General features: G+C 36.1%; 26 protein-coding genes. 2 read left to right on the forward strand and 24 right to left on the reverse strand.

All coding sequences use genetic code 11. The features are described 5' to 3' along the window. Window positions 1–412: 412 nt before the first annotated feature. The 12 genes from rpoS to Q4503_RS02855 all read right to left on the reverse strand — a co-directional run bounded on the left by rpoS (window position 413) and on the right by Q4503_RS02855 (window position 10,938). Window positions 413–1,306: an RNA polymerase sigma factor RpoS gene (gene rpoS / locus Q4503_RS02800; RefSeq protein ID WP_215971330.1), complete on the reverse strand. Its 894-nt coding sequence runs from the start codon at window positions 1,304–1,306 to the stop codon at window positions 413–415. Window positions 1,307–1,437: 131 nt separating this feature from the next. After that, on the reverse strand, window positions 1,438–2,322 hold the full coding sequence (locus tag Q4503_RS02805; RefSeq protein WP_303601337.1) for a peptidoglycan DD-metalloendopeptidase family protein: 885 nt from the start codon (window positions 2,320–2,322) through the stop codon (window positions 1,438–1,440). A 14-nt stretch (window positions 2,323–2,336) separates the two neighbouring features. Then, window positions 2,337–2,915, reverse strand: coding sequence for a YqaA family protein (locus Q4503_RS02810; RefSeq protein WP_215971332.1), 579 nt, complete (start codon window positions 2,913–2,915; stop codon window positions 2,337–2,339). Continuing rightward, window positions 2,915–3,577, reverse strand: a complete 663-nt coding sequence (locus tag Q4503_RS02815) for a protein-L-isoaspartate(D-aspartate) O-methyltransferase (protein ID WP_215971378.1) — start codon at window positions 3,575–3,577, stop codon at window positions 2,915–2,917. Before Q4503_RS02815 ends, Q4503_RS02810 begins: the two co-directional genes overlap by 1 nt. Further along, window positions 3,577–4,329, reverse strand: a complete 753-nt coding sequence (surE, locus tag Q4503_RS02820; RefSeq protein WP_215971333.1) for a 5'/3'-nucleotidase SurE — start codon at window positions 4,327–4,329, stop codon at window positions 3,577–3,579. Before surE ends, Q4503_RS02815 begins: the two co-directional genes overlap by 1 nt. An 8-nt stretch (window positions 4,330–4,337) precedes the next feature. Beyond that, window positions 4,338–5,420 (reverse strand): tRNA pseudouridine(13) synthase TruD, encoded by a 1,083-nt coding sequence (gene truD / locus Q4503_RS02825; protein WP_303601338.1) that lies wholly within the window; start codon window positions 5,418–5,420, stop codon window positions 4,338–4,340. Window positions 5,421–5,456: 36 nt separating this feature from the next. Continuing rightward, window positions 5,457–5,960: a 2-C-methyl-D-erythritol 2,4-cyclodiphosphate synthase gene (gene ispF, locus Q4503_RS02830; protein WP_215971335.1), complete on the reverse strand. Its 504-nt coding sequence runs from the start codon at window positions 5,958–5,960 to the stop codon at window positions 5,457–5,459. Further along, on the reverse strand, window positions 5,951–6,700 hold the full coding sequence (ispD, locus tag Q4503_RS02835) for a 2-C-methyl-D-erythritol 4-phosphate cytidylyltransferase (protein ID WP_303495257.1): 750 nt from the start codon (window positions 6,698–6,700) through the stop codon (window positions 5,951–5,953). The genes ispF and ispD overlap by 10 nt, the downstream gene beginning before the upstream one ends. A gap of 2 nt (window positions 6,701–6,702) precedes the next feature. Beyond that, complete coding sequence (gene ftsB, locus Q4503_RS02840) at window positions 6,703–7,017, reverse strand: cell division protein FtsB (protein WP_215971336.1); 315 nt, start codon at window positions 7,015–7,017, stop codon at window positions 6,703–6,705. A gap of 57 nt (window positions 7,018–7,074) precedes the next feature. Then, entirely contained in the window at window positions 7,075–7,728 is a 654-nt protein-coding gene (locus Q4503_RS02845) for a hypothetical protein (RefSeq protein ID WP_215971337.1), read from the reverse strand. Between the two features lie 205 nt (window positions 7,729–7,933). Continuing rightward, the gene (eno, locus tag Q4503_RS02850) at window positions 7,934–9,232 is read right to left on the reverse strand and encodes a phosphopyruvate hydratase (protein ID WP_215971338.1); all 1,299 of its coding nucleotides are present in this window, start codon (window positions 9,230–9,232) and stop codon (window positions 7,934–7,936) included. A 68-nt stretch (window positions 9,233–9,300) separates the two neighbouring features. Beyond that, on the reverse strand, window positions 9,301–10,938 hold the full coding sequence (locus Q4503_RS02855; RefSeq protein ID WP_215971339.1) for a CTP synthase: 1,638 nt from the start codon (window positions 10,936–10,938) through the stop codon (window positions 9,301–9,303). Window positions 10,939–11,232: 294 nt separating this feature from the next. Between Q4503_RS02855 and Q4503_RS02860 the strand changes: the two genes are divergently transcribed. Then, the gene (locus tag Q4503_RS02860; protein ID WP_215971340.1) at window positions 11,233–11,847 is read left to right on the forward strand and encodes a DUF4202 domain-containing protein; all 615 of its coding nucleotides are present in this window, start codon (window positions 11,233–11,235) and stop codon (window positions 11,845–11,847) included. A gap of 277 nt (window positions 11,848–12,124) precedes the next feature. On the opposite strand, the gene Q4503_RS02865 is transcribed toward Q4503_RS02860, so the two are convergent. The 5 genes from Q4503_RS02865 to rlmD all read right to left on the reverse strand — a co-directional run bounded on the left by Q4503_RS02865 (window position 12,125) and on the right by rlmD (window position 17,816). Continuing rightward, window positions 12,125–12,580 (reverse strand): YbaN family protein, encoded by a 456-nt coding sequence (locus Q4503_RS02865; RefSeq protein WP_252727310.1) that lies wholly within the window; start codon window positions 12,578–12,580, stop codon window positions 12,125–12,127. A gap of 11 nt (window positions 12,581–12,591) precedes the next feature. Beyond that, window positions 12,592–13,203: an RNA methyltransferase gene (locus Q4503_RS02870; protein WP_303601339.1), complete on the reverse strand. Its 612-nt coding sequence runs from the start codon at window positions 13,201–13,203 to the stop codon at window positions 12,592–12,594. A gap of 11 nt (window positions 13,204–13,214) precedes the next feature. Continuing rightward, on the reverse strand, window positions 13,215–14,033 hold the full coding sequence (gene mazG, locus Q4503_RS02875) for a nucleoside triphosphate pyrophosphohydrolase (RefSeq protein WP_215971342.1): 819 nt from the start codon (window positions 14,031–14,033) through the stop codon (window positions 13,215–13,217). A gap of 35 nt (window positions 14,034–14,068) precedes the next feature. Then, a complete protein-coding gene (relA, locus tag Q4503_RS02880; protein ID WP_303601399.1) occupies window positions 14,069–16,261 on the reverse strand; it encodes a GTP diphosphokinase in 2,193 nt (730 codons plus the stop codon). Between the two features lie 139 nt (window positions 16,262–16,400). Continuing rightward, a complete protein-coding gene (gene rlmD, locus Q4503_RS02885) occupies window positions 16,401–17,816 on the reverse strand; it encodes a 23S rRNA (uracil(1939)-C(5))-methyltransferase RlmD (protein WP_215971343.1) in 1,416 nt (471 codons plus the stop codon). A gap of 195 nt (window positions 17,817–18,011) precedes the next feature. Here rlmD and barA point away from each other — a divergent pair, with 195 nt between their 5' ends. Next, a complete protein-coding gene (gene barA, locus Q4503_RS02890) occupies window positions 18,012–20,816 on the forward strand; it encodes a two-component sensor histidine kinase BarA (RefSeq protein ID WP_303601340.1) in 2,805 nt (934 codons plus the stop codon). Here barA and Q4503_RS02895 read toward each other — a convergent pair. The 7 genes from Q4503_RS02895 to lepB form a co-directional block, all read right to left on the reverse strand. Then, complete coding sequence (locus Q4503_RS02895; protein WP_215971345.1) at window positions 20,813–21,061, reverse strand: hypothetical protein; 249 nt, start codon at window positions 21,059–21,061, stop codon at window positions 20,813–20,815. The two genes, barA and Q4503_RS02895, sit on opposite strands and share 4 nt — an antisense overlap. A 150-nt stretch (window positions 21,062–21,211) precedes the next feature. Then, window positions 21,212–21,604, reverse strand: coding sequence for a holo-ACP synthase (gene acpS, locus Q4503_RS02900; protein WP_303601341.1), 393 nt, complete (start codon window positions 21,602–21,604; stop codon window positions 21,212–21,214). A gap of 89 nt (window positions 21,605–21,693) precedes the next feature. Beyond that, window positions 21,694–22,425: a pyridoxine 5'-phosphate synthase gene (gene pdxJ, locus Q4503_RS02905; RefSeq protein ID WP_303601342.1), complete on the reverse strand. Its 732-nt coding sequence runs from the start codon at window positions 22,423–22,425 to the stop codon at window positions 21,694–21,696. Between the two features lie 11 nt (window positions 22,426–22,436). Next, complete coding sequence (gene recO, locus Q4503_RS02910) at window positions 22,437–23,165, reverse strand: DNA repair protein RecO (RefSeq protein ID WP_215971348.1); 729 nt, start codon at window positions 23,163–23,165, stop codon at window positions 22,437–22,439. An 86-nt stretch (window positions 23,166–23,251) separates the two neighbouring features. Beyond that, complete coding sequence (gene era, locus Q4503_RS02915; RefSeq protein ID WP_303601343.1) at window positions 23,252–24,163, reverse strand: GTPase Era; 912 nt, start codon at window positions 24,161–24,163, stop codon at window positions 23,252–23,254. A gap of 3 nt (window positions 24,164–24,166) precedes the next feature. After that, the gene (gene rnc, locus Q4503_RS02920) at window positions 24,167–24,895 is read right to left on the reverse strand and encodes a ribonuclease III (RefSeq protein ID WP_215971350.1); all 729 of its coding nucleotides are present in this window, start codon (window positions 24,893–24,895) and stop codon (window positions 24,167–24,169) included. Continuing rightward, window positions 24,895–25,827 (reverse strand): signal peptidase I, encoded by a 933-nt coding sequence (lepB, locus tag Q4503_RS02925; RefSeq protein WP_303601344.1) that lies wholly within the window; start codon window positions 25,825–25,827, stop codon window positions 24,895–24,897. Before lepB ends, rnc begins: the two co-directional genes overlap by 1 nt. Window positions 25,828–25,878: the final 51 nt, after the last annotated feature.

Genomic DNA, 25,878 nt, shown 5'->3' on the forward strand with positions numbered 1-25,878 from the left:
TCAATAAAACAAATATTGAACAATATTTGTTCAGCAGCTACTGCCACTACCACACGAGCAATAAGGAAACGGTTAAGACAACACTATAATCGTTAGCGGCTTAAAAGAGTAGTGCCATTAACAATACCACTAAAATTAGCAAATACTTCAGGTTTACATTGTACTGTAAAATTTGAGAAGCATACAAAGTTAACTCATTAATAAACTAATTCTATATGGTAGGATAAGCTAGACACAGCTATTTCATTATAGTGTTATTATACTAATGAAATAAGTAATACAAAGTTATCATGTAAAGGCTGTAAAGTTATTCTTTACAGCCTGCTTTTTATTATTTTAATAATTTAATTATTTAATTATTTAATTATTTAATTATTTAATTATTTAATTATTTTTTTGACTACATTTTAAATTATTGATTTTCAAATAACGCTTCAATCGATAAGTTTTGCTGACTTAAGATATCGCGAAGGCGTTTCAGTCCTTCCACTTGAATTTGACGAACTCGTTCACGAGTTAAACCTATCTCAATGCCGACATTTTCTAATGTTTCAGCTTCATAGCCCATTAAACCAAAACGTCTAGCAATTACTTCTTTTTGTTTGGAGTTTAACTCATTTAACCAGTTCACTATGTTATTACTCAGATCTTCCGACTGTAAGTCTCCTTCTGGACCATTACTTTTGCTATCAGGAATAACGTCGAGTAATACTTTATCTGAGTCACCTGAAAAAGGTGTATCTACTGATGCTATACGTTCATTCAAACGCAGCATTTTAGTGACATCTGCAACCGGTTTATCTAGTGTATTGGCTATATCTTCAGCGGTTGGTTCATGGTCTAACTTTTGAATAAGTTCTCGTGAAGTTCGTAGATAAATATTTAATTCTTTAACGACATGAATGGGTAAGCGAATGGTACGTGTTTGATTCATTATCGCTCGTTCTATCGTTTGACGAATCCACCAAGTAGCATAAGTAGAGAAGCGAAAGCCTCGCTCAGGATCAAATTTTTCAACAGCACGAATTAAACCTAAATTACCTTCTTCAATTAAATCAAGTAAAGGTAAACCACGGTTATTATAGCGTCGAGCTATTTTAACAACTAAACGTAAATTGCTTTCTATCATACGCTTACGTGATGCTTCATCACCTTTTAGGGATAGGCGCGAGAAATAAACTTCTTCTTCTGCGCTTAGTAATGGTGAAAACCCTATTTCACTTAAATAAATTTGTGTTGCATCAACACCTGACGATTTTTGTACTTTGTCTTTAAGCACGGTCGTTTGTTTTTTTTCTTTTACCATGGTGTTCTCCCTTATCTCGCAAGCTTATTATTAACTATTATATATTCACACTAACTCCAATTTATTTAATCAAACAGTATTCTTTTTAATCAATGATTTACTATGATTAATACCTCAATAGAATACACTTCTTATCGCTTCGGCAAATACTTTAAGGGATCAACTGACTTTCCACGAAAACGTATTTCAAAATGAAGCATAACCCTTTCTGTATCAGTATCTCCCATCGTTGCTATAGTATCTCCAGCCTTTACTTGCTGCTGTTCTTTTACCAGTATTTTATCATTATGGGCATAGGCACTAAGATAATCATCATTGTGCTTTATAATAACTAACTTGCCATAACCTCTTAATGCGCTCCCCGAGTAAACAACTTTACCACTTGCCGTCGCCTTAATTTTAGTACCGCGTCGAGCAGTAATATCGATCCCTTTATTGCCTTTTTCTTTCGCAGAAAAATAGGCAATGATTTTTCCTTTAACAGGCCATTGCCAACGACGAATTTTTTGAGAAAAATTATCTTTCGGTTGACTATTTTCTATTATTTTCTTATCACTTATATTTTTACCATACGCCTGCTTTTTCGAAGATGCAACACTCTTTTTCACTACAGTATTGTTCTTTTGAGTAGAGCTTTTAGTCGGACTTTTACTGTACTGCTTATTCTTACTAGCTTTTACACTTTTTGTCTGTTTATTCGCCACTAAAATTAATTTTTGATTTGGAAAAATATTATAAGGAGCTGGAATATTATTCAATTTAGCTATTTGCCGAACATCAGAATTTGCTCGCCATGCAATTGAATATAATGTTTCTCCCGGCTGCACTACATATTCAGTACTATTGATAGTATTTTGAGCTTGCTTAGTTAAGGGAATACTGCCATAGACAGTTACTACAGGAGCGGGTTTTTCCCGAGAAGAGCACGCCAAAAGATTCAGAACTAAAAAAATACAACACAATAATTTTAAAAGTGTTTTAGGCGTTGTATTATTTTTAATTTGAATCGCTATCATGGTTAAACGAACAATTATTTCAAGACTAAATACGCAATGATAATTAGTGCAACAACAGTCCAACCTATCATGTCTATCCATTTACGTAATTTATGTGTAATAGCCTCTCCTCCCCACTGAATTAATCCAGCAACAAGGAAAAATCGCATCCCTCGTCCAATAGCTGAAGCAAGTAGAAAAGGTAAAAATGCCATATGTAAAAAGCCAGCACTTACTGTAAATAACTTATAAGGTATAGGTGAGAAGCCAGCAATAAACACTACCCATACACCCCATTCATTAAACCAAGTTATTGCGGTATCAAATCGTGCTTGATAACCAAATTCAGTAATAAGTGGTTGTATCCATGGTTCAAACATCATATAACCAAGCAAATAACCAACAGCTCCTCCTAAAATAGACGAAATCGTTGTCAGGCTGGCTAGTCGCCATGCTTTTTCAGGTTTAGCTAATACCATAGGTGCAAGTAGAACATCAGGCGGAATAGGAAAGAATACCGATTCAGCAAAAGTTAACAGTGCTAACATCCGTGGCGCAAACTTATGCTCAGCCCATTTTAGCGTCCAATCATAAACCGCCGTAAATATTTTCATTACAATAACTCTCCAGCGACTAGCGGTACAAATCGAACGACTTCAACTTGCTCTTCGCTATAACTATCACCATGGCGAGTAATGGTTTTCAGTATTTGAGTTTTATCGCCTACAGGAATAACTAAACGTCCACCATCAACCAGCTGATCAAGTAATGCTTGTGGCACACGAGCTGCACCAGCGGTTACAATAATGGCATCAAAGGGAGCTTTACTTGCCCAGCCTTGCCAACCGTCTCCATGCTTTAATGAAATATTATGTAAATCTATCGATCTTAAACAGCGCTTAGCTTGAAACTGTAAAGCCTTAATTCGCTCTACCGAAAAAACTTTATCTGTTAGTTGCGCTAAAATAGAAGTTTGGTAACCTGAGCCGGTACCTATTTCTAGAATGTTTTTAGGCTTATAATCATTCAATAATAGCTCTGACATTTTTGCAACTATATAAGGCTGAGATATAGTTTGCCCTTGTCCAATAGGTAAGGCTGTATTATCGTAAGCTTTATGAGCCAATATTTCTGGTAAGAAAATATGACGAGGTGAACTTGCTATAGCATGTAATACCTGCGGATTTGTTATGCCTTCAGCCTGCAACTTTTGTGCAAGTAATTCTCCACTTCTTTTTGTTCTACTGCCTGCCCTAGCATTTTTTTTATGACTCATCATAACCTTACTTCACCTATCCATTCTTTCATACTATCTATACTGTTATGTGCTGTTATATCAACAGTGAGCGGTGTTACTGAAACATAACTATTCGCTACTGCATGAAAATCTGTACCTTCACCACCATCAAGCTCTTTACCTAACCTGCCATACCAATAAATATCTCTTTGCCATGGGTCTTTCATTTTCTGCATCTGTTCAGCTTTATGTCTATGACCAAGACGGGTGACTTTTATCCCTCTTATGTCATCAATTGCCACGTCAGGCACATTGATATTAAGAATTTGATCCGCAGCTAAAGGATGCTCTTGAATACGCTTAATAATTCTCGCGGTAATTATTGCCGCGGTTTGATAATACTTTTCATCTTTGCCTAGCAGCGATATAGCAATGGCAGGTAACCCCATATGTCGACCTTCAGTCGCCGCAGCAACAGTACCCGAATATATTGTATCATCACCTAAATTCGGGCCATTATTAATGCCAGCCACAACTAAATCAAATGACGATGATGCAAGTTGGCTAACACCTAAATGAACTGAATCAGTGGGCGTGCCATTAACAGAAATAAAACCATTTTCTAACACTTCTGCTCTAAGAGGGTTTAATAAAGTTAAAGAATTACTTGCTCCACTGCAGTTTCTATCCGGTGCAACAACCGTGACATCAAAGTACTTTATTAGCTCTTGTTGTAGCACTTTAATACCCAATGCATGAACACCATCATCATTACTTAATAAAATTCTCATTAATTATTTCACTCTATATTACCGTTCGCCTGTGTATTAACACGTTGAGTGCAATCTTGATAATCAATTAACTCTCGAAGCACTGTCGTTGCATATGAACCAGCAGCCAATGAGAAGCTAATTTTTACAGCAGGTAATGCTTCTTCAATCAAGCTGTCATTTGTTAAGAGCTCAATGTCTGCATTATCAACAACTAACCGAATACGTCGACGCTCTTGTTTTAAGCCAAAACGTGGTAAGCCATTAGCAAATTCACTGTTCTTATCAGCGATTTCTTGTTCAAGTATACCGGGTTCAGCAGCTGTCATTAGATCACCAGCTCCCCACATTGCTGCAGTAATATCCACATCTTTTTCAATTAAGCGTTGTTTAAGAACAGCATCAATCTCTTTAGGGCGAAACACAGATTGAGAACCGGCAAGCATTAATACATCACCTAATTGTAATTCTGAGAAGGTATTATTTTTAATACGTTGATTAACTATCGCATTAAAAATATATGATCGTGCTGCTGATAAATACATCCCCCGTTTCTTTTTATCTTTTACTTTTGTGCCTGAAAACAAACCTAATGCATGTTCAATGTTACCACCGTCAATGCCAAAACGCTGTTCACCAAAATAATTAGGCACACCCTGCTCTATAATTTTTTGCCAACGTTCATACAACGTTTTAAGTTCGGTAACGTCACGTAATATTAACTCAAAACGATTACCAGTTAATGCGCCTGTACGTAGTTTTTTGTTATGTCTTTTGTAACTGAGTACTTCAACACCTTCAATAACGAGATCTGATAAATCATATGTTTGCTTACCAGGTACATGAATACCGAACCATTGTTCTGTTACAGCAAAGCGATCTTTTAAACCTGCATAAGACACTAATTGTTCTTTTACCTTAAAATATTTAGCTAATTCTCGGGCAACAAAAACAGTGTTTGCACCGGTTTTTCTAATATGAATAAATAAGTGCTCGCCTTCACCGCAAGGTAAAAAAGGCAGTAGTTCAAACACTTTAAAATCACTTTGGTTGACTCTTAATAAACCTTTAGACTCAGGTTTGTGGTGCAAATAGGCAAGTTCTTGTAACATTATTTATCTCTGAATTAGTCGTAAGGAGCAGTAAAATTAAATTTCTGTTGTCACTGAAATGGAATGAGAAAGAGGTGTCAGCAATATAACACAATGAACCGCAATGCCTTCTTTTCTACCGGCATATCCTAGCTTTTCCGTTGTAGTTGCCTTGACATTAATTTGCCCTAACGAACAATTTAAGTCTTCACTTAGACACTCGCGCATTGCCATTAAATAAGGTGCTATTTTAGGTGCTTGAGCAACAATGGTTATATCACCATTGCCAACTTCATAACCTTGTTCATTCATTAAAGCCACGACATGACGTAGCAAAATTCTGCTAGAAATATTTTCATATTGTCCATCAGTATCAGGAAAATGATTCCCGATATCTCCTAAACAAAGTGCTCCTAAAATAGCATCGCAAAGCGCATGTATAGCAACATCACCATCGGAATGCGCAATAAAACCTTTATCAAAAGGAATGGCAACTCCTGCAAGCATTAAGGGTCCTGAGCCACCAAATTTATGTACATCAAAACCATGACCTATACGCATTTTTTATCCTTTTCATGTTCAATTTTTTGCTGATTTAAATAAAAACTAGCTAAGATTAAATCTTCTGGGCGCGTTATTTTTATATTGTCTCTTCTACCTGGAATAAGTAAACAAGGTAAGCCTACAAACTCAATAGCAGAAGCTTCGTCCGTAATTACTAGCCCTTTTTCTTTAGCTTGTATTATTGCTTCTTTTAATTCTTGGGCTTTAAACATTTGTGGTGTAAAAGCATGCCACAAACTACTGCGATCAATTGTTTTATCAACACCTGCTTGACCAGAATCATTGCTGCTAGCACGCTTCATGGTATCAACAACAGGGGCTGCTAAGATTCCACCTGTATTATGTTCAAGGCATTGTAAAATAAGTTTATCGATATCGTCATGAGTAATACAAGGTCGGGCTGCATCATGTACCAATACCCAATCCAATTCATCAATCGCCTGTAAACCACTTAAAACAGAATCGACTCTCTCTTCACCACCACTAACTTTTATAATGTTAGGGTTATCTGATAATGCTGTTTTGACAAAATAGCCATCATCATCACTTATAGCTACGATCACTTTTGCTATATTTTTATGGCTAAGTAGACGTTTAATTGTATGACTTAAAATAGTTTGTTCATTGATTGTAAGATATTGTTTAGGACATGATGCCAACATCCGTTTGCCAACACCGGCAGCAGGAACAACGACAACAAACTGTTGATTTTCAACGAATGGAATAGCATTATTCACAACTAATATAACTCTTTGTTGGTATTGTCATTTACTTCACTATTCTTACTAGGAACAACACGAAAAAACGTTTCATTTTCCTTAATCATACCAAGTTCATTTCTAGCACGCTCTTCGATTGCTTCTGTACCTAACTTGAGATCATCTGTATCTGCATATAATAATTTATTTCGTTGTTGAAGTTTGGCATTTACTAGTTGCTGAGCTTTAACATCTTCTTGCAAAGATAAATAATCAGACACACTGTTTTTACCGAACCAAAGTCGATATTGCAGTAAAGCCAACACAATTAATAATAGTACTGTAAATGCCCTCATAATCCCTTAATAAAATAAATAATGACAAGAAGATTTACTATTATATGGGCTTCTTATTTATAACGCTAATGGTTGTTTGAAGTCTTTCCAGTTAATCGCACAAGAAAGTAACAATTCACGTAAACTTGGTATGATCGGCTGTGACACGCTACTATACGTTTTATTTTTCCAACAGTGTCCGGCGCAAGCCGCTAACATAATCTTTTTATTCGGTTTTAGTAGCTTAATTTTGGTATTATTTACAGGAAAGTTATCCGCTAAACTATCGCTACTAAGAGAAATCCAGCCAGCTACATTACTGCGAAGTCGTTTATTTTCGACATCAATCTTATCAATAGAATCTAATATTACATGTCCCCCAATAAATATTGGCACCACTAACCCTAAGGTTAATTTTTGTGTTAAATACCATGAAGAAACTTCTGGTGCTGTCTGTCCTGATAACGACAACTTACTGGCTTGTTTTGCTGACCAACTCGCATTTTGAATATCTAATGTTAACGGACTAATTCCCTGTGCATTAACTTGGGTCATTAAATTGGCTGTGCGCTTAATGTAATAACTTAAACTCTTTAAACGCCCTTGTACCGATTGTACAGACGTAAATTCACCATGTGCAAGCAGGCGTAACTCTCGCTCATAAAGCGCATTACATATTTCTGCAAAGTCATTACTTTGCTGGTCAGTTTGCCAAAGAGAAGTTTGCGACATCAATTAATAAATCAAGTAGTTATATTTGTATTATTCAGATAATTCGTTATCTCTTAGCATACTTGATTGTCGATAAAAAATACAACGCCAGATAAAAAAACCGAGCTTTAAAGCTCGGTTTTTTAATCAAAGACACTTGAAATATATTACGGTGATATAAACACTCTGTTTATAAATCTTTATTCAAAATGAATAACACAAATGGTTATTGACCTTTAATTTCACTAAGACCATTATAAACAGCCTTATCACCTAAAAATTCTTCAATACGTAATAATTGGTTATATTTAGAAACACGATCTGAACGGCATAAAGATCCTGTTTTAATTTGACCTGCTGCTGTACCTACCGCTAAATCAGCAATAGTTGCATCTTCTGTTTCACCTGAGCGATGAGAAATAACAGCAGTATAACCAGCACTTTTAGCCATTTGAATTGCAGCTAACGTTTCAGTTAATGAACCAATTTGGTTAAACTTGATTAAAATTGAGTTAGCAACACCTGTCTCAATACCTCGTTTAAAGATCTTAGTGTTAGTCACGAATAAATCATCACCAACAATTTGTACTTTATCGCCAAGTAAATCAGTTTGGTATTTAAAACCATCCCAATCAGACTCATCTAAACCATCTTCAATTGAAACAATTGGGTATTCTTTACAAAGCTCACCTAAGAAATCAGAGAACTCATTTGAAGTGAATTGCTTGCCTTCACCTTTAAGGTCATAAATACCTTTTTCACTATCGTAAAATTCCGATGCAGCACAATCCATCGCTAATGTAACATCTGAGCCTAACTTGTAGCCAGCAGCAGCAACTGCTTCTTTAATTACCGCTAAAGCGTCAGCATTAGAGGCTAAGTCAGGGGCAAAACCACCTTCATCACCAACAGCAGTATTCAAACCTTTGCTTGATAATACTTTTTTCAAGGCATGAAAAATTTCAGCGCCCATTCTTAGTGCTTCAGAGAAATTTTTAGCACCGACAGGCTGTACCATAAACTCTTGAATATCAACATTGTTATCTGCATGCTCACCACCATTAATGATATTCATCATAGGTACAGGCAAGCTATAAACACCTGGGGTACCATTTAAGTCAGCAATATGTTCGAACAACTGAACACCTTTATCAGCTGCAGCAGCTTTAGCAACAGCTAGTGACACAGCTAAAATAGCATTTGCACCAAATTTCTCTTTATTTTCAGTGCCATCTAAATCGATCATGATTTTATCGATATTAGCTTGCTCAAGTGCGTTTTGGCCAACTAAAGCAGGTGTAATATCATTTTTAATGGCAGCAACGGCGTTAAGGACACCTTTACCTAAGTAACGAGATTTATCACCGTCACGTAGCTCTAATGCTTCACGTGAACCGGTTGATGCGCCAGAAGGTGCTGCTGCACGTCCCCAAGCACCCGATTCTAAATAAACATCTGCTTCAACAGTTGGGTTACCACGAGAGTCCATAATTTCGCGTGCTATTATTTTACTTATATTTGACATTATATTTCCTTCTCAAACTTAAAAAACAAAAACCGCAGCCTATAGCTACGGTTTATAATTATTTTGAATTAACTTAATTGCTGCTTTTGATAGTCAAAAGAAGCGGTAATAAAGCTTTCAAATAAAGGGTGCCCATCACGCGGAGTTGAATTAAACTCAGGATGGAACTGCCCGGCAATAAACCATGGATGATCTGCTATTTCAATCACCTCAACTAAACTTTTATCAGTTGATAACCCCGAAAATATTAAGCCAGCTTTGCTTAACTGTTCTCGGTAGTTATTATTTACCTCATAACGGTGACGGTGTCTTTCATAAATTGTTTCACTGCCATATACGTCGCACACCTTGGTACCTTTCACTAGGTGACACAATTGTGAGCCCAAACGCATAGTTCCGCCTAAATCAGACTCTTCACTGCGGTACTCAACTTGCCCTTCTTCGTCAAGCCATTCACTGATCAAACCAACCACTGGATGCGGCGAATCAGCATTAAACTCAGTACTATGGGCGTCAGTCAAACCTGCAACATTTCGTGCAAATTCAATTAAAGCAACTTGCATACCTAAGCAAATACCTAAATAAGGTATTTTATTTACACGTGCATATTGTGCCGTTAAAATTTTACCTTCTACGCCACGTTCACCGAAACCACCAGGTACTAAAATAGCATCTAAATCTTTTAATAAGTCAGTACCTTTAACTTCAACATCTTGTGAATCAATATACTTAATATTAACCGTTACTTGGTTTTTCAAACCTGCGTGTTTTAATGCTTCATTGACAGATTTATAAGCATCAGGAAGTTCAATGTACTTTCCGACCATACCAACCGTAATTTCACCTTTAGGGTTCGCTTCATGATAAAGTACTTCTTCCCACTCAGTTAGATCTGCTTCAGGTAGCTCTAAGCCAAAACGTTTAGTCACTAACTGATCTGTTCCTTGAGATTTTAATAACGCAGGAATTTTATAAATACTGTCAACATCACGCATTGACACAACCGCTTTTTCTTCAACATTACAGAATAAAGCAATTTTCGCACGTTCCCCATTTGGTAAAGGTCGATCTGAACGACAAACTAAAATATCAGGGAAAATACCAATTGAGCGTAAATCTTTTACTGAATGTTGAGTCGGTTTAGTTTTAATTTCGCCCGCAGCAGCTAGGTAAGGAACTAAGGTAAGATGCATAAACATTGCACGTTCACGACCTACTTCCGTTGCGAGTTGACGAATAGCTTCTAGGAACGGTTGTGATTCAATATCACCAACAGTACCGCCAACTTCAACCATGGCAACATCGTAACCTTCCGCCCCTTCTATTACACGACGCTTTATGTCATTCGTAATATGTGGAATAACTTGAATAGTTGCACCTAAAAATTCGCCTTTACGCTCGCGTGCTAGAATATCTTGGTAAATACGACCCGCCGTAAAATTATTTAGCTTAGTCATTTTGGTACGAATAAAGCGTTCGTAATGACCTAAATCCAGATCGGTTTCTGCACCATCTTCAGTCACAAAAACTTCACCATGCTGGATAGGACTCATAGTGCCGGGATCGACATTAATATAAGGGTCAAGTTTCAACATGGTTACTTTTAAACCACGCGCTTCAAGGATTGCAGCTAAGGATGCTGCGGCAATACCTTTACCAAGAGACGAAACTACGCCGCCAGTAACAAAAATATATCTAGTTGTCATGTCTACACCGATGTAAGGGAAATACAGAATTTTTTTTGCATTACTTTTTTAACTATAAAATGCTCATCCATAGTGATTATTTTCGTTAAGAAAACACTAAAAAGCACGTTAAAAAGAAGTAAAGCAGGACGGGAAAACATTATACTTAAAATACAAGACAACAACAATAATAACTGTAATTTACAATTATATTAAATTTATTCTGCCTCAAAGAGAGCGCAAGTTAAAATAAGCATTTTTTTGTCGTTCATTAATCGTTATTATATGAGTATCACTTTTTAACCTAAGTAACCTATGACAAATAAATTAGAGCGCGTGTTATCAGCTATTGACGATATTAACCGCCAAGATAGTAATTTCACCCTACTAAATAACGAAAAGCACCCAAAAGAATTGCTTTATGGCCAACGAATGACCGCTTGTCTAAATGAACATTGGCCACAAGCAAGTGAATTATTACAAATAGCAGTTCGAGCTCAGCATATTAAGCGTTGGCATTTAAAACGTAATGAGTATGAACCAGGTAAAGCTGGGTATTATAAATGGCGAATCGCGTTAGGGAAGTTTCATGGTGAACTAACTGCGAGCCTTATGATCGAGCAAGGTTACAGTGATTTACAAGCGAAACAAACAGCCTCTATAATTTGTAAAGAAAACTTAAAAAGTAAAGAAGATAGCCAACTCAATGCTGATAGCCAAACATTGGAAGATGTTGCCTGCTTAGTTTTTCTAGTTCATTACTTTGATGAATTTGCTACACAATATATTGAACAAGATAATGAAGCTAAAATAATTCGTATTGTGCAATTAACCTGGGGAAAAATGTCTGAAAAAGCCCATAATATTGCCTTGCAAGTAGCACTGCCTAAACATTTGGCCAATATTGTCAATAAAGCACTTTCTGCCTAATTAGATTCAGAATTTCAATAGTTTGCTGTGTAGTGTTAAGGATTCAAAAATTCGACGGTGGTTTAACTACAGACATGAGATTCCGTATCAAAACACTTACGGAATGACGAAATGGGCGTCATCCTGAAAGGAATCAATATCCCATAAACGGCCATCGTTACATTAAAAAAATCGTCATCTTACACCGTCTTCATTCTGAACTTAATTCAGAATCTTACACATACCTCATTATTTGTCCCGCTTTCTTAAGGGACTACAATATGGTGATAAAATAGGGCTATTTACTAATAGGTAAACGGCATAAAAAAATGAAAGGCCAAATAACTAGGAGAATAACCAAAAACGATAACATCAAGTCTTGTAGTAAATAAGAAGACCAAGCCACCGATAGTATAATCATAAGCAAGGCAATTCTTTTTGCTTTTCTAGGTATACTTCGACTTTTCTGCCATTCTCGAATTAGTGGTCCAAATGTTTTGTTATCAAGTAATTTTTGTTGCATTCTTGGTGACGATTTAGCAAAACAAGCTGTTGCCATAATCAAAAAAACAGTTGTTGGTAGAATTGGTAAGATCGCACCTAATATGGCTAAACCAACACAAAAAACGCCCATAGTTTTCCATAGCAAAACCATAATTTTGTTTCGTTTAGCAATAGTCACAGGACAACCTTGGGCCGTTATTCTAGACTTTATTTCTGCTGTTTGAGTTAGCGATTCTTGGTTTTGACGCAAAACTCACTCCATTATTCGTGTTTCAAGTTAACTTTAACTTTATTATTGGTGTCGCGACTTTTCTTTATTAATGCATTATCACTATCTATCTGATTACTATTCACTAAGGATTTAGCTAATCTATCATATAACAATACGTTCACTGAGGCCGCTAAGTTCATACAGCCCACCGTGGGTACATATACAACACCATCAGCATTATTTATGACGCTTTGACTAATAGTACCATCTTCAGGACCAAAGATATAAATCGCTTGATCTGGGTGTTGAAAATGAGGCAATGGTGTCGCTCCTTCAACGAGATCTACACAAATAATTTTGGTATTTTCTGGTAGTTCAGCGCTCAAGGCTTCAATATTTTCAAAATTTCTTGCGGCCTTTAAAGGAATTTTTTCATGAGCATTTTTAGTATCGGTATTATGTTTTGAGCCATTATATTTAGCTGCATTCGCATACCGCTGTCCTGTATACAATACTTGGTCAACACAATAGCAACCTGCAGCACGCATAACAGCACCAACATTGCTGGGACTTTTAGGGTTAGTTAAACCAACAGTTACATAACTATTGTCAACTTGTAAACGTTTTCCTAAAGCCATAGTGGAGAGTAAAAGTTTAGTCATAATATTATCTGCTATTTCTCATTCAGCTTCACTTGCTGCCAATACTGCTCTAATTGCGCTAAACTATGCGCTGAAAAATCTCGTTCCGATTGCTGTACTTGTGCTTCAACCCCATGAAAGCGTTTAGTAAACTTTTGATTTGCCTTACGCAGCAATGTTTCAGGATCTTCTTTTGCATGACGACATAAGTTCACTACGGCAAACATTAAATCCCCTATTTCTTCCCCTAATGCTTTTTTATTAAGATTTTCTGCTTCGAGCTCTGCTTTAACTTCGAGTACTTCTTCTTCAATTTTTGCAAAAACATCCTTCACATTATCCCAATCAAAGCCGACATGCGAACATCTTTTTTGGATCTTTGCTGCTTGTGATAGAGCGGGTAAGCTTTTAGGTATATCAGCAAGAATACTCAAGTTTTCTTGGTTATTTTTTGCTTGACGTTCTTTGGCTTTTTCATTTTCCCAGTTAGCTTTTATTTGTGCGTCACTCGTTAAATCAGCACTACTAAAAACGTGAGGATGACGGCGAATAAGCTTCTCACAGATAGCCTCAACCACGGTATCAAAATTAAAAAGTTGTTGTTCCTGTCCAAGCTGACTATAAAAAATAACTTGGAACAATAAATCACCTAACTCTTTATTAAGCTCAACAAAGTCATTTTGCTCTATTGCATCAACCACTTCATATGCTTCTTCTATAGTGTGCGCGGTAATAGAGGCAAAATTTTGCTTTATATCCCACGGACAGCCTGTGTCAGGATCACGTAATTGGGACATGATCCAACGTAATTTTTCAATTGAAGCTTCGCTTTCAATATTAACATTTAGCATGTATGTTCTCTTATTTTTAATTTTGACAACAAGTTTTATAATCTTTTAACTTCCACAACATCATCAAGTTGCCTTACTTTATCTAGCACTCTAGTAAGTAGCTCGCTACTGGTGACTTCTATTTTAATTTTCATACTCATGGTTTGTTTAGCGCTATCGCTATGACTTTCGATACCAACAATACTCACCTTTTCATTCGCAATAATCGTTGATATATCTCGAAATAACCCTTGACGATCACTAGCGATAATAAGCACACTCGCTTGATAATTTTGCTTATCATCAACGCCCCATTGAAGCTCTACAATACGCTCCGGCTGCTGATTTAACGAATTAGCGAGTTGTTCACAATCTTGCCGGTGAACTGAAATACCTCGCCCTTGAGTAATAAAGCCTGAAATCATGTCACCTGGTACAGGGGAACAACATTTTGCCATGTGTGTGAGCAAATTACCGACGCCCGACACAGTAATACCATTATCGTCGCCAGCAGTACTATGCCCTGCCTGAGGCTCTTTCACTAAACTTTGCGGATCAATCTCAGGTGCTGGATTAAACTTTTCTTCAAGTTGTTTAAAGTAATTAATAACTTGCTGTAAACGTGCATTACCTGAACCAATAGCAGCATATAGATCATCAATGGTTTTTACATTGAAATGCGCCACCGCTTCTTTCAATTGCCCTTGGCTAATGGTTAAGTTAGTTAACTTTGCTAATTCTGTATCAAGTAACTCCTTACCTTGAGCTAAATGCTTATCGCGATCTTGTAATTTAAAAAAATGTTGTACTTTGGCTCGAGCTCTTGATGAATGAATATAATTTAAATTAGGGTTTAACCAATCACGACTTGGATTAGGGTGATTATTTGTTAACACTTCAACCTGATCACCCGTTTTCAACTGATGAGTAAAAGGAACGATTTTTCCAAAGACTTTAGCCCCAATACAACAATGACCAACATTAGAGTGAATATAATAGGCAAAATCTAATGGGGTTGAACCCATAGGTAAATCAATCACATCACCAGAAGGTGTAAAGACATAAATTCTATCTTCAAAAACCTGGCTGCGAAGTTCATCTAGCAGCTCTCCATTTTCCGAGACATCATCTTGCCACTGTAAAATTTTGCGTAACCAGCCTATCTTGTCATCAAAGCTATTACTTTTTCCTGTTATCGAGCCTTCTTTATAACGCCAATGTGCTGCTACACCTAACTCGGCATCATCATCCATTTGCTGCGTTCTTATTTGTACCTCTACTGATTTACCTTCAGGGCCAAGTACAACAGTATGAATCGATTGGTAACCATTAGACTTAGGCGTTGCAACGTAGTCTGAAAATTCTTGAGATAAATGTTGCCACTGAGTATGAACAACACCTAAAGCAGAATAACAGTCTTGTATTCTTTCAACGACAACTCGCACAGCTCGCACATCAAACAACTGATCGAAATCTAATGCTTTTTGTTGCATTTTTTTCCAGATGCTATAAATATGTTTTGGACGACCGTAAACCTCTCCCTTGATTTCTAACGCTTTTAATTGAGCACTTAAATTCCCAACAAAATCATGCATATATTGTTCACGTTCAAGGCGTGTTTCATCTAATAATTTGGCAATTTTTTTATAAACTTGTGGATGAAGGTAACGAAATGAAATATCTTCTAATTCCCACTTTAATTGACCAATACCTAAGCGGTTGGCCAAAGGTGCATATATATTAGCGCTATCTTTAGCTGTTAATACGCGACTTTCTTCATCACTGTGCTTTTGTTCTCGTAAGTCACACAAACGTTCAGCTAATTTAATAACTACCGCACGTACATCTTCAACCATGGCCAATAACATACGGCGAATATTATCAATATTACTTACACTACTTTGTTGCCTTAAGCCTTTGATAGCTTCCATTTTCTCAACACCTTGGCAAAGCATTGCAACATCTTTACTACAGTGTTCTTTAACAAAATCTTGCGTAATTAAATTCTCTTCTAGTAGAGGCGCTAAAAAAGCTGCTAATAAAGAATCAGCATCTAAATTTAAACTAGAAAGTATCTCTACCATTTCCCTTGCTTTTAAAAGACTAGCTTCATGTTGTTGAAAGAATGGCGAAACTTGCTCCCACAACTGTTCCAATGCTTGTTGTTTTTCTTCTGGTAAAGATTGCTCTGTTAGCCAATGTTTAAAATTTACACTAACAACCTGATGAGATTTACGCACCGAAACCATTTTCTTTCCTTTATGAAAACCACGATTTAAGACCAATTTCGCTAAATTATACCACGGCACTCCTGCTCTCAATGCCAAGAACAACTTTTGCGCCGTGAAGTATTGCCATTGAGCAATAACTAAGTGTAATTTAGTTTACTTACCGACTAAACAATACCATAGTCTCAACATGCTTTGTTTGAGAAAACATATCGATTAACCCTATTTTTTCAATTTTATACCCTTTTGAAATTAGCACCTGACTATCTCTAGCCAACGTAGTAGGATCACAACTAACATATAAAACTGTGGGAATATTAAGTTGAATCACTTGCTCTACAGCTAACTCTGCTCCTGCTCTAGCAGGATCTAATAGCACCTTATTAAATTCATTTTTCGCCCAAATATTAGACAACCATTCACTATTTAAATCTGCTTGAAAAAAATGGCAATTATTTATCTGGTTAAACTTAGCATTAGCACTCGCTTTATTAACCATACTTTGTACACCTTCAACGCCAATAACTAACTTAGCTTGTTGCGCTAGCGGTAAACTGAAGTTTCCAAGACCACAAAATAAATCTAATATATTGTCATTTTTTTGCGGCGACAACCAATCAAGCGCCTGTTCAACCATGGCCAAATTTACCTGCTGATTTATCTGTATAAAATCTGTACTTGAAAAATTAATTTGAATACCATTAACTAAGCGATAACGTAAACTATCAACCAAGTTACCTGAACTTTTATTAACATTTTCGTTATTACTATCATTAGTTTGGAAATAAATTTCCCAGCTATTCTTTTCAGCATATTCTTGCCACAATTGATGGTCATGTTCATTTATCGCTCTAATTTGGCGGATGATGAGTGTTAACTTTTTTACTGGCTTCGTAGCACTATTTATATCAACGGGGACTAGCTCATTATCATCTAAATCTTCTGTGCTAATAACTTCAATATGACCAATCGCTTTTTTCACACTCAGTTTATTAATCAATGTTTTTAATAAGGGAAATATATTAGCCGCCGGCTCAACAAGCACAGGGCACGACTTAACAGCAACAAGCTGATTAGTCGATTTTTGCCTAAAACCGATCGTCGCGTGGGCGTTCTTATCAAATTGCACACCTATTCTTGCTTTTCGACGGTATTCCCATGGCGAACTGGTAACGGGGCTTTGCCAAGGTAATTTAGCAACAATAGTGTCTGCTACACCAGCGCGAGAAAAAAGCGATATAATTTTATTTTTCTTAAAATCAAGCTGCTGTGAATATTCTAGCTGCTGTATATCGCAACCACCACACAGAGTAAAATGCTGGCATTTTGCCACAACCCTATGTTGGCTAGCTTTATTGATTGTTAAAAGTTTAGCTAACGCATATTTATTTTTTTGTTCAACAATCTTAATATCGACGCTTTCGTTCGGTAAAGAGCCAGGAATAAAAACGGGTTTACTCTGGTAGTAGGCAACGCCACAGCCATTTGAGTCTAATCTTTCAACCTTAACGGTTAGTTTTTTTCTCTCTTGGGCTTTAACTGACTTTTTATTATTTACTTGGAAAAAGTTTGCCATTATTGAATACCTAGGAATTTTCTTTATTTGGGCTTACATCAGTAGCTAAAGCAGAACTCAACTAAAAAGTGTAATTTTATTAAGCATATGACATTATAGGCTTATCAGGATGATCATTTTACACTAGTTTTATACTCGTTCCACCTGAAGTTACGGGTTTAGGGTAAAACGAGCAAATATTAAACACTATTCATAATGCATAAATTACGCCTCAAAGACTGGGTTATATTACTAACGATTGTTCCTATAGCATTTATTAGCTTTGGACTTGCCAGCTATTTTTCATATAACCGTAGTAGTGAATTAAACGAATTTTTAACTTTACGCTCCCAAAGTATTATTGAACCTTTAGCCATTACCACTAAAGAAGCATATGTTAACAACAACCGCGAAAAAATTCGCGCTATCATCAGCGCGGTACACCGAAGCCAATCAAGTCTTATTAAAAGTATTACTGTCTTTACTTTAGATAACCAAATATTAGTAACCAGCGCTTATCATGGTGATACAAATTTAATGCGCTTAAAACCAGAAGAAGCCCCTCCTTCCTATACTCAAGGAGAGCACTTTGACGATTTTATTATTTTCAGAACGCCTATCCTTGACGAAAAATTTGATAGTAATAATGTTTTAACACCTTTGGGCTACATTGCTATACATGTCGATAAAAGCTGGATTAAGCTCAAACAACAAAGCCAATATATTATTGCCTTTAGCCTCGCTTTTCTTGCTGTTTTACTGAGTAGTCTTTTAGCACTGAAGCTGATTCAAAACGTAACTAAGCCGATCAACTCCATGGTGAATGCTATTGATCGAATTAGAGAGGGAAAGCTTGAAAGTCGCGTAACTGGGCAACTGTTAATTGGCGAACTTAATTTTTTAAAACTAGGTATTAATGCCATGGCGCAATCATTGGGTAATTACCAAAATGAAATGCAAAGTAGTATTGATCAAGCAACCATTGATTTACGTGAAAGTTTAGAACAGTATGAAATTCAAAATGTTGAGTTAAGCATTGCCAAGAAAAAATCTCAAGATGCTAATAAAATAAAGTCGGAATTTTTAGCTAATATGAGCCATGAATTACGTACCCCCTTAAATGGGGTAATTGGCTTTACTCGACAAGTACTTAAAACACCACTAAGCGACTCTCAACGAGATTACTTACAAACAATCGATAGATCTGCCAATAATTTACTCGCCATTATTAATGATATTCTGGATTTTTCAAAACTTGAAGCAGGAAAAATGGTAATAGAAAGTATTCCCTTTTCATTAAGAGAATCTATCGATGAGAGCTTAGTGCTATTAGCACCTAGTGCTCATAAAAAAGAATTAGAGTTATCAATAAAAATTGATAACTCACTGCCTGACTCCTTGTTAGGCGATGCCATGCGCATTAAACAAATTATGAGTAACTTAGTCAGCAATGCTATTAAATTTACTCAACATGGCTCTGTGCTTATCGATGTTACCTTCAACATAATTAACGCCAAACGAGCTGCAATAAAAATAACCGTTGCTGACAGTGGTATTGGTATGAGCAATGTACAACAAAAAACAATATTTAAAGCCTTTACTCAAGCAGATCAAAGTATCACCAGACTACATGGAGGAACCGGTTTAGGTTTAGTTATTTGCCAAAGACTTGCTCATGAAATGAAGGGGGATATAGGTTTTAGTTCTAATAAAAATCATGGTTCAACATTTTGGTTTAACTTTGAATGTGGCATGAACACCTTACCTGTAACAGGTGAATTAGAGCACTTAAGGCTAGCAGATAAGTCTATTTTATATTATGAACCGCATTCACATAGCCGAGCGGCAACATACGACATTTTATCTAATTGGGATATGAAAGTAACTAAAGTCGACACTAAAACACAATTAGATGAAGTGCTTGAACAGTCTGCACAAGATGAAAATACACATTTTGATTTTGCATTAATTGGTCACGATAAAACCTCAACCGCTTTAAGTGATTTAAAAAAAACAATCACTAAAATAAAGCCTCAAATAGCCAATATACATTTAGCTATTAATAGTAATTCACCTAGTTTACATGATGCTCTGCTAGCCAGTGGTGCTTTAAGCTGTTTAAGTAAGCCAATAACAACAAACAAACTCTACAGTGCTTTATTAGCTGAGCCTGAGTATTTATCAACGCCAAATAAAAACATTCTGCCCATTAAGGTACTCGCAGTAGACGACAACGAAGCGAACTTAAAACTCATTAATGCCCTATTATGCGAGCAAGTGGGCGAAGTTGTCTTGGCTGACAATGGCTTAAAAGCGTTAGAGTTATGCCAGAATGAAATTTTCACCTTAATTTTTATGGACATTCAAATGCCAATAATGGATGGCATAAGCTCCCTACAAGCTATTAGACGTAATTCTTATAACGAAAAAACGCCTATAATTGCAGTGACAGCCCATGCTTTAAGTGGTGAAAAAGAAAGAATGGAACAACAAGGTTTTGATGCCTACATGACTAAGCCTATAGATGAAACTATGTTAAAACACATTATTTATGAATACTGTGATATTAATTATTTTCTAGATAGTGACAAAAAAAATTCACATACACCGAGAGAAACTTTGCCTTTAACACTACAAGAGGAGCACAATATAAAGATAATAGATTGGCAGATAGCACTTAACAGAACAGGCGGAAAAGAAAATTTAGCTAAAGAGATGCTTATAGGATTAATTGAATACTTACCAGAAAGTAAAAGAGAGATCAGCATTGCGTTAGAAGAACAAAATAGTACGAAATTAACAAAATTGATACACAAACTAAACGGAACTTGCTGTTACACGGGGGTTCCACAGCTAACCAATATTTGCCAAGAAATAGAAACTCAACTGAAAAAAGAGGCAGCTTTAGGTAGCTTAGAGCCTGAATTTTTAGAGTTTTTTGAACAAATAGAGTTAATATTAGAACAAGCGCCTAGTGTGTTAATAAAGCTAAATAGCGATGTACCTGGAATAAATATTTAATCACGAAGCGTAATATCAGGACTTGTATCAATCTCGCCATCTTCAGTAATTATTGCGATCCCAGAGTTACAAGTGAGTACAGCTATACTATGGTCTTTTTCTTTTCGTATAAAGGATAATTCATAGCCAAACTTGCCTAGACTGCTAGCTGAAAATTTTTGCGCTAATGATAACCTATCCCACAACATAGATTTTTCAGATGAGCGTTCACGTCTTTCAAGTATTATTTTCTCTTCTGCTTGCATGAAAATTCCTTATTTAAACAACAAAAGCTAATAGCTACAATTAAAATGCAGAATTCCGCAAATATAAGAACTCGATTTTAGTATAAAAAAAATAAAAATAAAATAAAAAATTTTATACCCGCTATCCTTAATTTAATATTTTTGACTACTTTATGAAAGCGTCACAAATGCTGTTGCATAACGTTTTTCATCAGCAAGAGAAATATGCCAATAGCTCGCCCTTTTAGATTGCGCAACTTCTAAGGCTCTACCAGAAAGTATCAATGAAGGTTGCCCACTTTCAAGGGTTGCTATTTCTATATGTTGAAAAGAAACACCACTTGCTATACCAGTACCTAAAGCTTTGGCTGTCGCCTCCTTTCCTGCCCAACGTTTAGCCAAATAACTTGTAGCATTATTAACTGAAACTAGGCCCATACTTACAAAGCGTTCATATTCATCCAGTGTCAATACACGCTTAGCTAATCGTTCACGAGTATTATCAGGCATTTTAGCAATACGACTAATTTCTACAATATCTGTACCAATACCAATAATCGGCATATATGATCCTTAAAAGCTAGTTCCCAGTATTTTAAATCGAACTCAAACTAACTTGAGCTCAATTTAAAATAATCATTAAGAAGCTAAAACTACTGCCTTGCTTCTAACATTAATGCTTTCATATCTCTAACCGCTTTATCAAGACCATCAATAGCTGCACGAGCTATAATGGCATGACCAATATTTAATTCTATTATCTCTTCTATTGCAGCAATAGGTTTAACATTAAAGTAATTAAGTCCATGACCTGCATTTACTTTCAAACCAATACTGTGCGCATACTTAATACCATCAGTTAAACGTGCTAATTCACTTTGTTGAACTGACTCTTCTGTTGCGTCGGCATATTGGCCAGTATGGATTTCAATATAAGGTGCGCCACTCGCTAAAGCAGCATCAATTTGACCTTTATCTGCATCAATAAATAAGCTTACTTGTGTACCTACTGCTGAAATTTTTGTCACGGCATCAGCTATTTTTTCAAACTGCTGAATAACATCTAGACCTCCTTCTGTTGTTAGCTCTTCTCTTTTTTCAGGGACTAAACAGCAGAAAGCTGGTTTCACCTCACAGGCAATTGCGATCATCTCATCAGTAACGGCCATTTCAAAATTCATTCGCGTATGTAGTGTCTGTTTTAACACATGAATATCTCGATCTTGGATATGGCGTCTATCTTCACGTAAATGTACAGTTATACCATCAGCTCCAGCATGCTCGGCAACACTAGCGGCATATACTGGGTCAGGGTAATTTGTTCCCCTAGCTTGGCGTAAAGTCGCAATATGATCGACATTAACACCTAAAAGTAATTCTTTCATTTTATTCTCTCTTATTTTTTCTCAAATAATTTACGGCTATTTAAAGGCTTACCATCAAGTAGATGGGTTAACACATTTCGCATTAATAGTTTAAATGTATGCCCAGCGTCTTTATCTATAAGCTCTGTGCCTTGATAAATATAATTAGCAATAGATTGTAAATGCTCTGTATTAAACCAAGGCGTAGTTATATTAGTTACTGAATATTTATAAGCAGGAACAAACCCTTGTTCTACTACGTAATAAAAACCAGCAACATTATCACTTACTTCATTAAATACAGGGCTAAAATCAAACGATTGACCCAGCTCTTCTAACAAGCATAATTCAAATTGTCGTAATTGAGGAGCAATAGGTAAATTTTCAGATAGGGATATTAATGTTAACTGATATTGCTTAAATACCGCTTCACAGACAATATCATTACTCAAGAGTTTAACTAAAAGCTCATTTATATAAAAACCACTATATAAATAATGTTGGTTTAAAGAATAAGAATTACCTGCTGCTTCAATACCCGTAATACGCTTTAACGTCGCATTGCTGTCCTTAAAAGTAAGTTTTAAAGGTAAAAAAGGCTGGATCATACCTTTTTTAATAGAGCGTTTAGATTGCCCTACATACACAAGTGCGGAAGTTTTTCCTTCGTATTCAGTTAACAATTCAAGTAGTTGCTGATTCTCTTTGAAAGGGCGAGAATGGAGTACAAAAGCATGATGTTCCACTTGAATATTTGACATGTTTCTACTATTTTTCGTAATACGTCATTTTATAGAATAAGCCAATAAGTATTGCTTTATTAGCTTAGCTGTTACTTAACTAGCCACTAACCAGAGTAGTCATCACCATAACCTAAGCTTCTTAACGCTCGCTCATCATCCGCCCAACCAGATTTAACCTTAACCCAGGTTTCTAAAAAAACTTTACTATCAAATAAGTTTTCCATATCACGTCTTGCTTCTTGGCCAATAGTTTTTAGGCGTTCACCTCTATTACCAATAACCATACGTTTTTGACTATCACGTTCCACTAAAATTAACGCATTAATATGAATAATACCTTTATCATCCATTTTAAACTGTTCTATTTCAACGGTGATTGAATAAGGAAGTTCATCACCTGTAAAACGAATAAGCTTTTCACGAATAATTTCTGACGCCATAAAACGGCTTGATCTATCCGTGATATGGTCTTCAGGAAACCAAAAGTCACTTTCAGGCAAGCTATCTAAACACAGTTTCTTTATCGTATCGACACTATGCCCTTTGCTGGCAGAAATAGGCACAATATCAGTAAAGTCATGCATTGCTCCTAATTTTTGCAAATGTGGTAATAGCTCATCTTTATCAATAATATTATCGATTTTATTAACCACTAAAATACAAGGTGAACCACTTTTTTTTATTTTATTCAGTACTAAATCATCATCTGTTGTCCAATGAGTACCTTCAACTAAAAAAAGAATTAACTCAACTTCTGAAATTGAACTAGTTGCCGCCCTATTCATCAAACGGTTTATAGCCCTTTTCTCTTCAGAATGAAGGCCCGGTGTATCGACTAAAATAGCTTGTCTATTTTCCTCGGTAAGAATACCTAAAATGCGGTGACGTGTAGTTTGTGGTTTACGCGATGTTATGCTAATTTTTTGACCAAGCAATGCATTAAGTAAAGTAGATTTCCCTACATTAGGACGGCCAACGATGGCAATTATTCCTGCACGAGTAGATTCATTATTCATTGACTATTTTACCTTGGTATTTTTTTGCTTAAGACTACTTTGCTCTAACTGTGCTAAAACTTCTTGTGCGGCTGCTTGCTCAGCTTTACGTCTGCTTGTACCTTGAGCAATCACTTCTTTATTGACAACCTCAGTAATACAACTAACAGTAAAATGCTGATTGTGCGATTGACCACTAGTATCAATAACATCATAAACAGGTAAAGGTATTTTTCTTCCCTGTAGATACTCTTGTAAACGCGTTTTAGGGTCTTTTTGTTCATTTCCTGGCTTAATTGCATCAAGTCGTTGAGCAAACCAAGATAAAATTAACTTCTTACATTGAGATATATTGGAATCTAAATAAACCGCACCGATAATGGCTTCAATAGCATCCTCTAAAATAGATTCCCGTCTATGCCCACCGCTTTTTAGCTCTCCTGGCCCAAGTATTAAGTATTCACCTAAATTAAAATCTCGTCCAATTTCAGCTAACGTTACACCTTTCACTAAGCTAGAACGCATACGAGTCAAATCGCCCTCGTTATGCTTAGGAAATTTATCAAACAACGCTTTTGCAATAACAAACCCCAAAATAGAATCGCCAAGAAACTCGAGTCTTTCGTTATGTTGCCCCTTCGCGCTTCGATGCGTAAGTGCTTGTACTAGTAATTCAGGTTGAGAAAAGCTATAACCAATTTTCTTTGACAAACGATTGAGAGAAATAGCACTAATTTGATTTTTATTACTCATTAGTTTATTGCGCCAATACGTTCAAAACGGATATTTGTTGGTACCCAGTGCGGTAAAATACTTTCTTCAGTACGTTCAAAATCAAAACTCATCCAAATAGCAACAGCTTGACCGACTAGATTTTCTTCAGGTACAAACCCCCAGAAACGCCCATCTAGCGAATTATCGCGATTATCGCCCATTACAAAATAATGCCCTGCTGGCACTAAAAATTCATCTTGTGCCGTACCTGCTTGTTGAAAATAATGGCCTGTTCTAGGTAAAACATTTTGATTATTCAAAATATTATGTTTTTTATCAAACATTACTGCTTCAAATTGGTTCATCCCTTCTTCAGCATCAGGCCCTTCATACTTATTGGTATAGTTATTTACAATCTGCACAAAGTCAGGACAACTTGTATCCGATTCTGTACACGCTTTTTTAATATATAACGATTTATTTCTATAAATAATACGATCACCCGGTAAACCAATAACACGCTTTATATAATCAATTCGAGGATCGACGGGATATTTAAATACCACAGCATCACCACGTTTAGGCAAACCAATTTCAAGAAATTTATTACGAGCAACAGGATCCCTTAAACCATAGTTAAATTTATTCACCAATATAAAATCACCATCGAGCAACGTGGGCATCATCGATCCAGATGGTATTTGAAAAGGCTCATAAAGAAATGATCTTAAGATTAGAACAAAAGCGATTATAGGAAAAATTTGCACCGAAGTATCAATAAGAGGTGATGGTTCCATCAGCTTTTCGATTGTTTCTTTTGGTAATTCTGCCCCACCTTGCATTTTTACCGCATCTTGTGCTTCTTCAACTTTCAATTTACGTTGAGGTGCTAAATAAAGCTTATCTAAAAGCCACACAATACCGGTGATTACCGTAATTGTAACCAAGATAATTGAAAAATAAACAGCCATAAAATTCCTATTTTTAATTGTCACAAAAATAAGTACCGAATATGTTGGTTC

Source organism: Colwellia sp. 6_MG-2023 (genome assembly GCF_030547765.1).
GTDB lineage: Bacteria > Pseudomonadota > Gammaproteobacteria > Enterobacterales > Alteromonadaceae > Colwellia.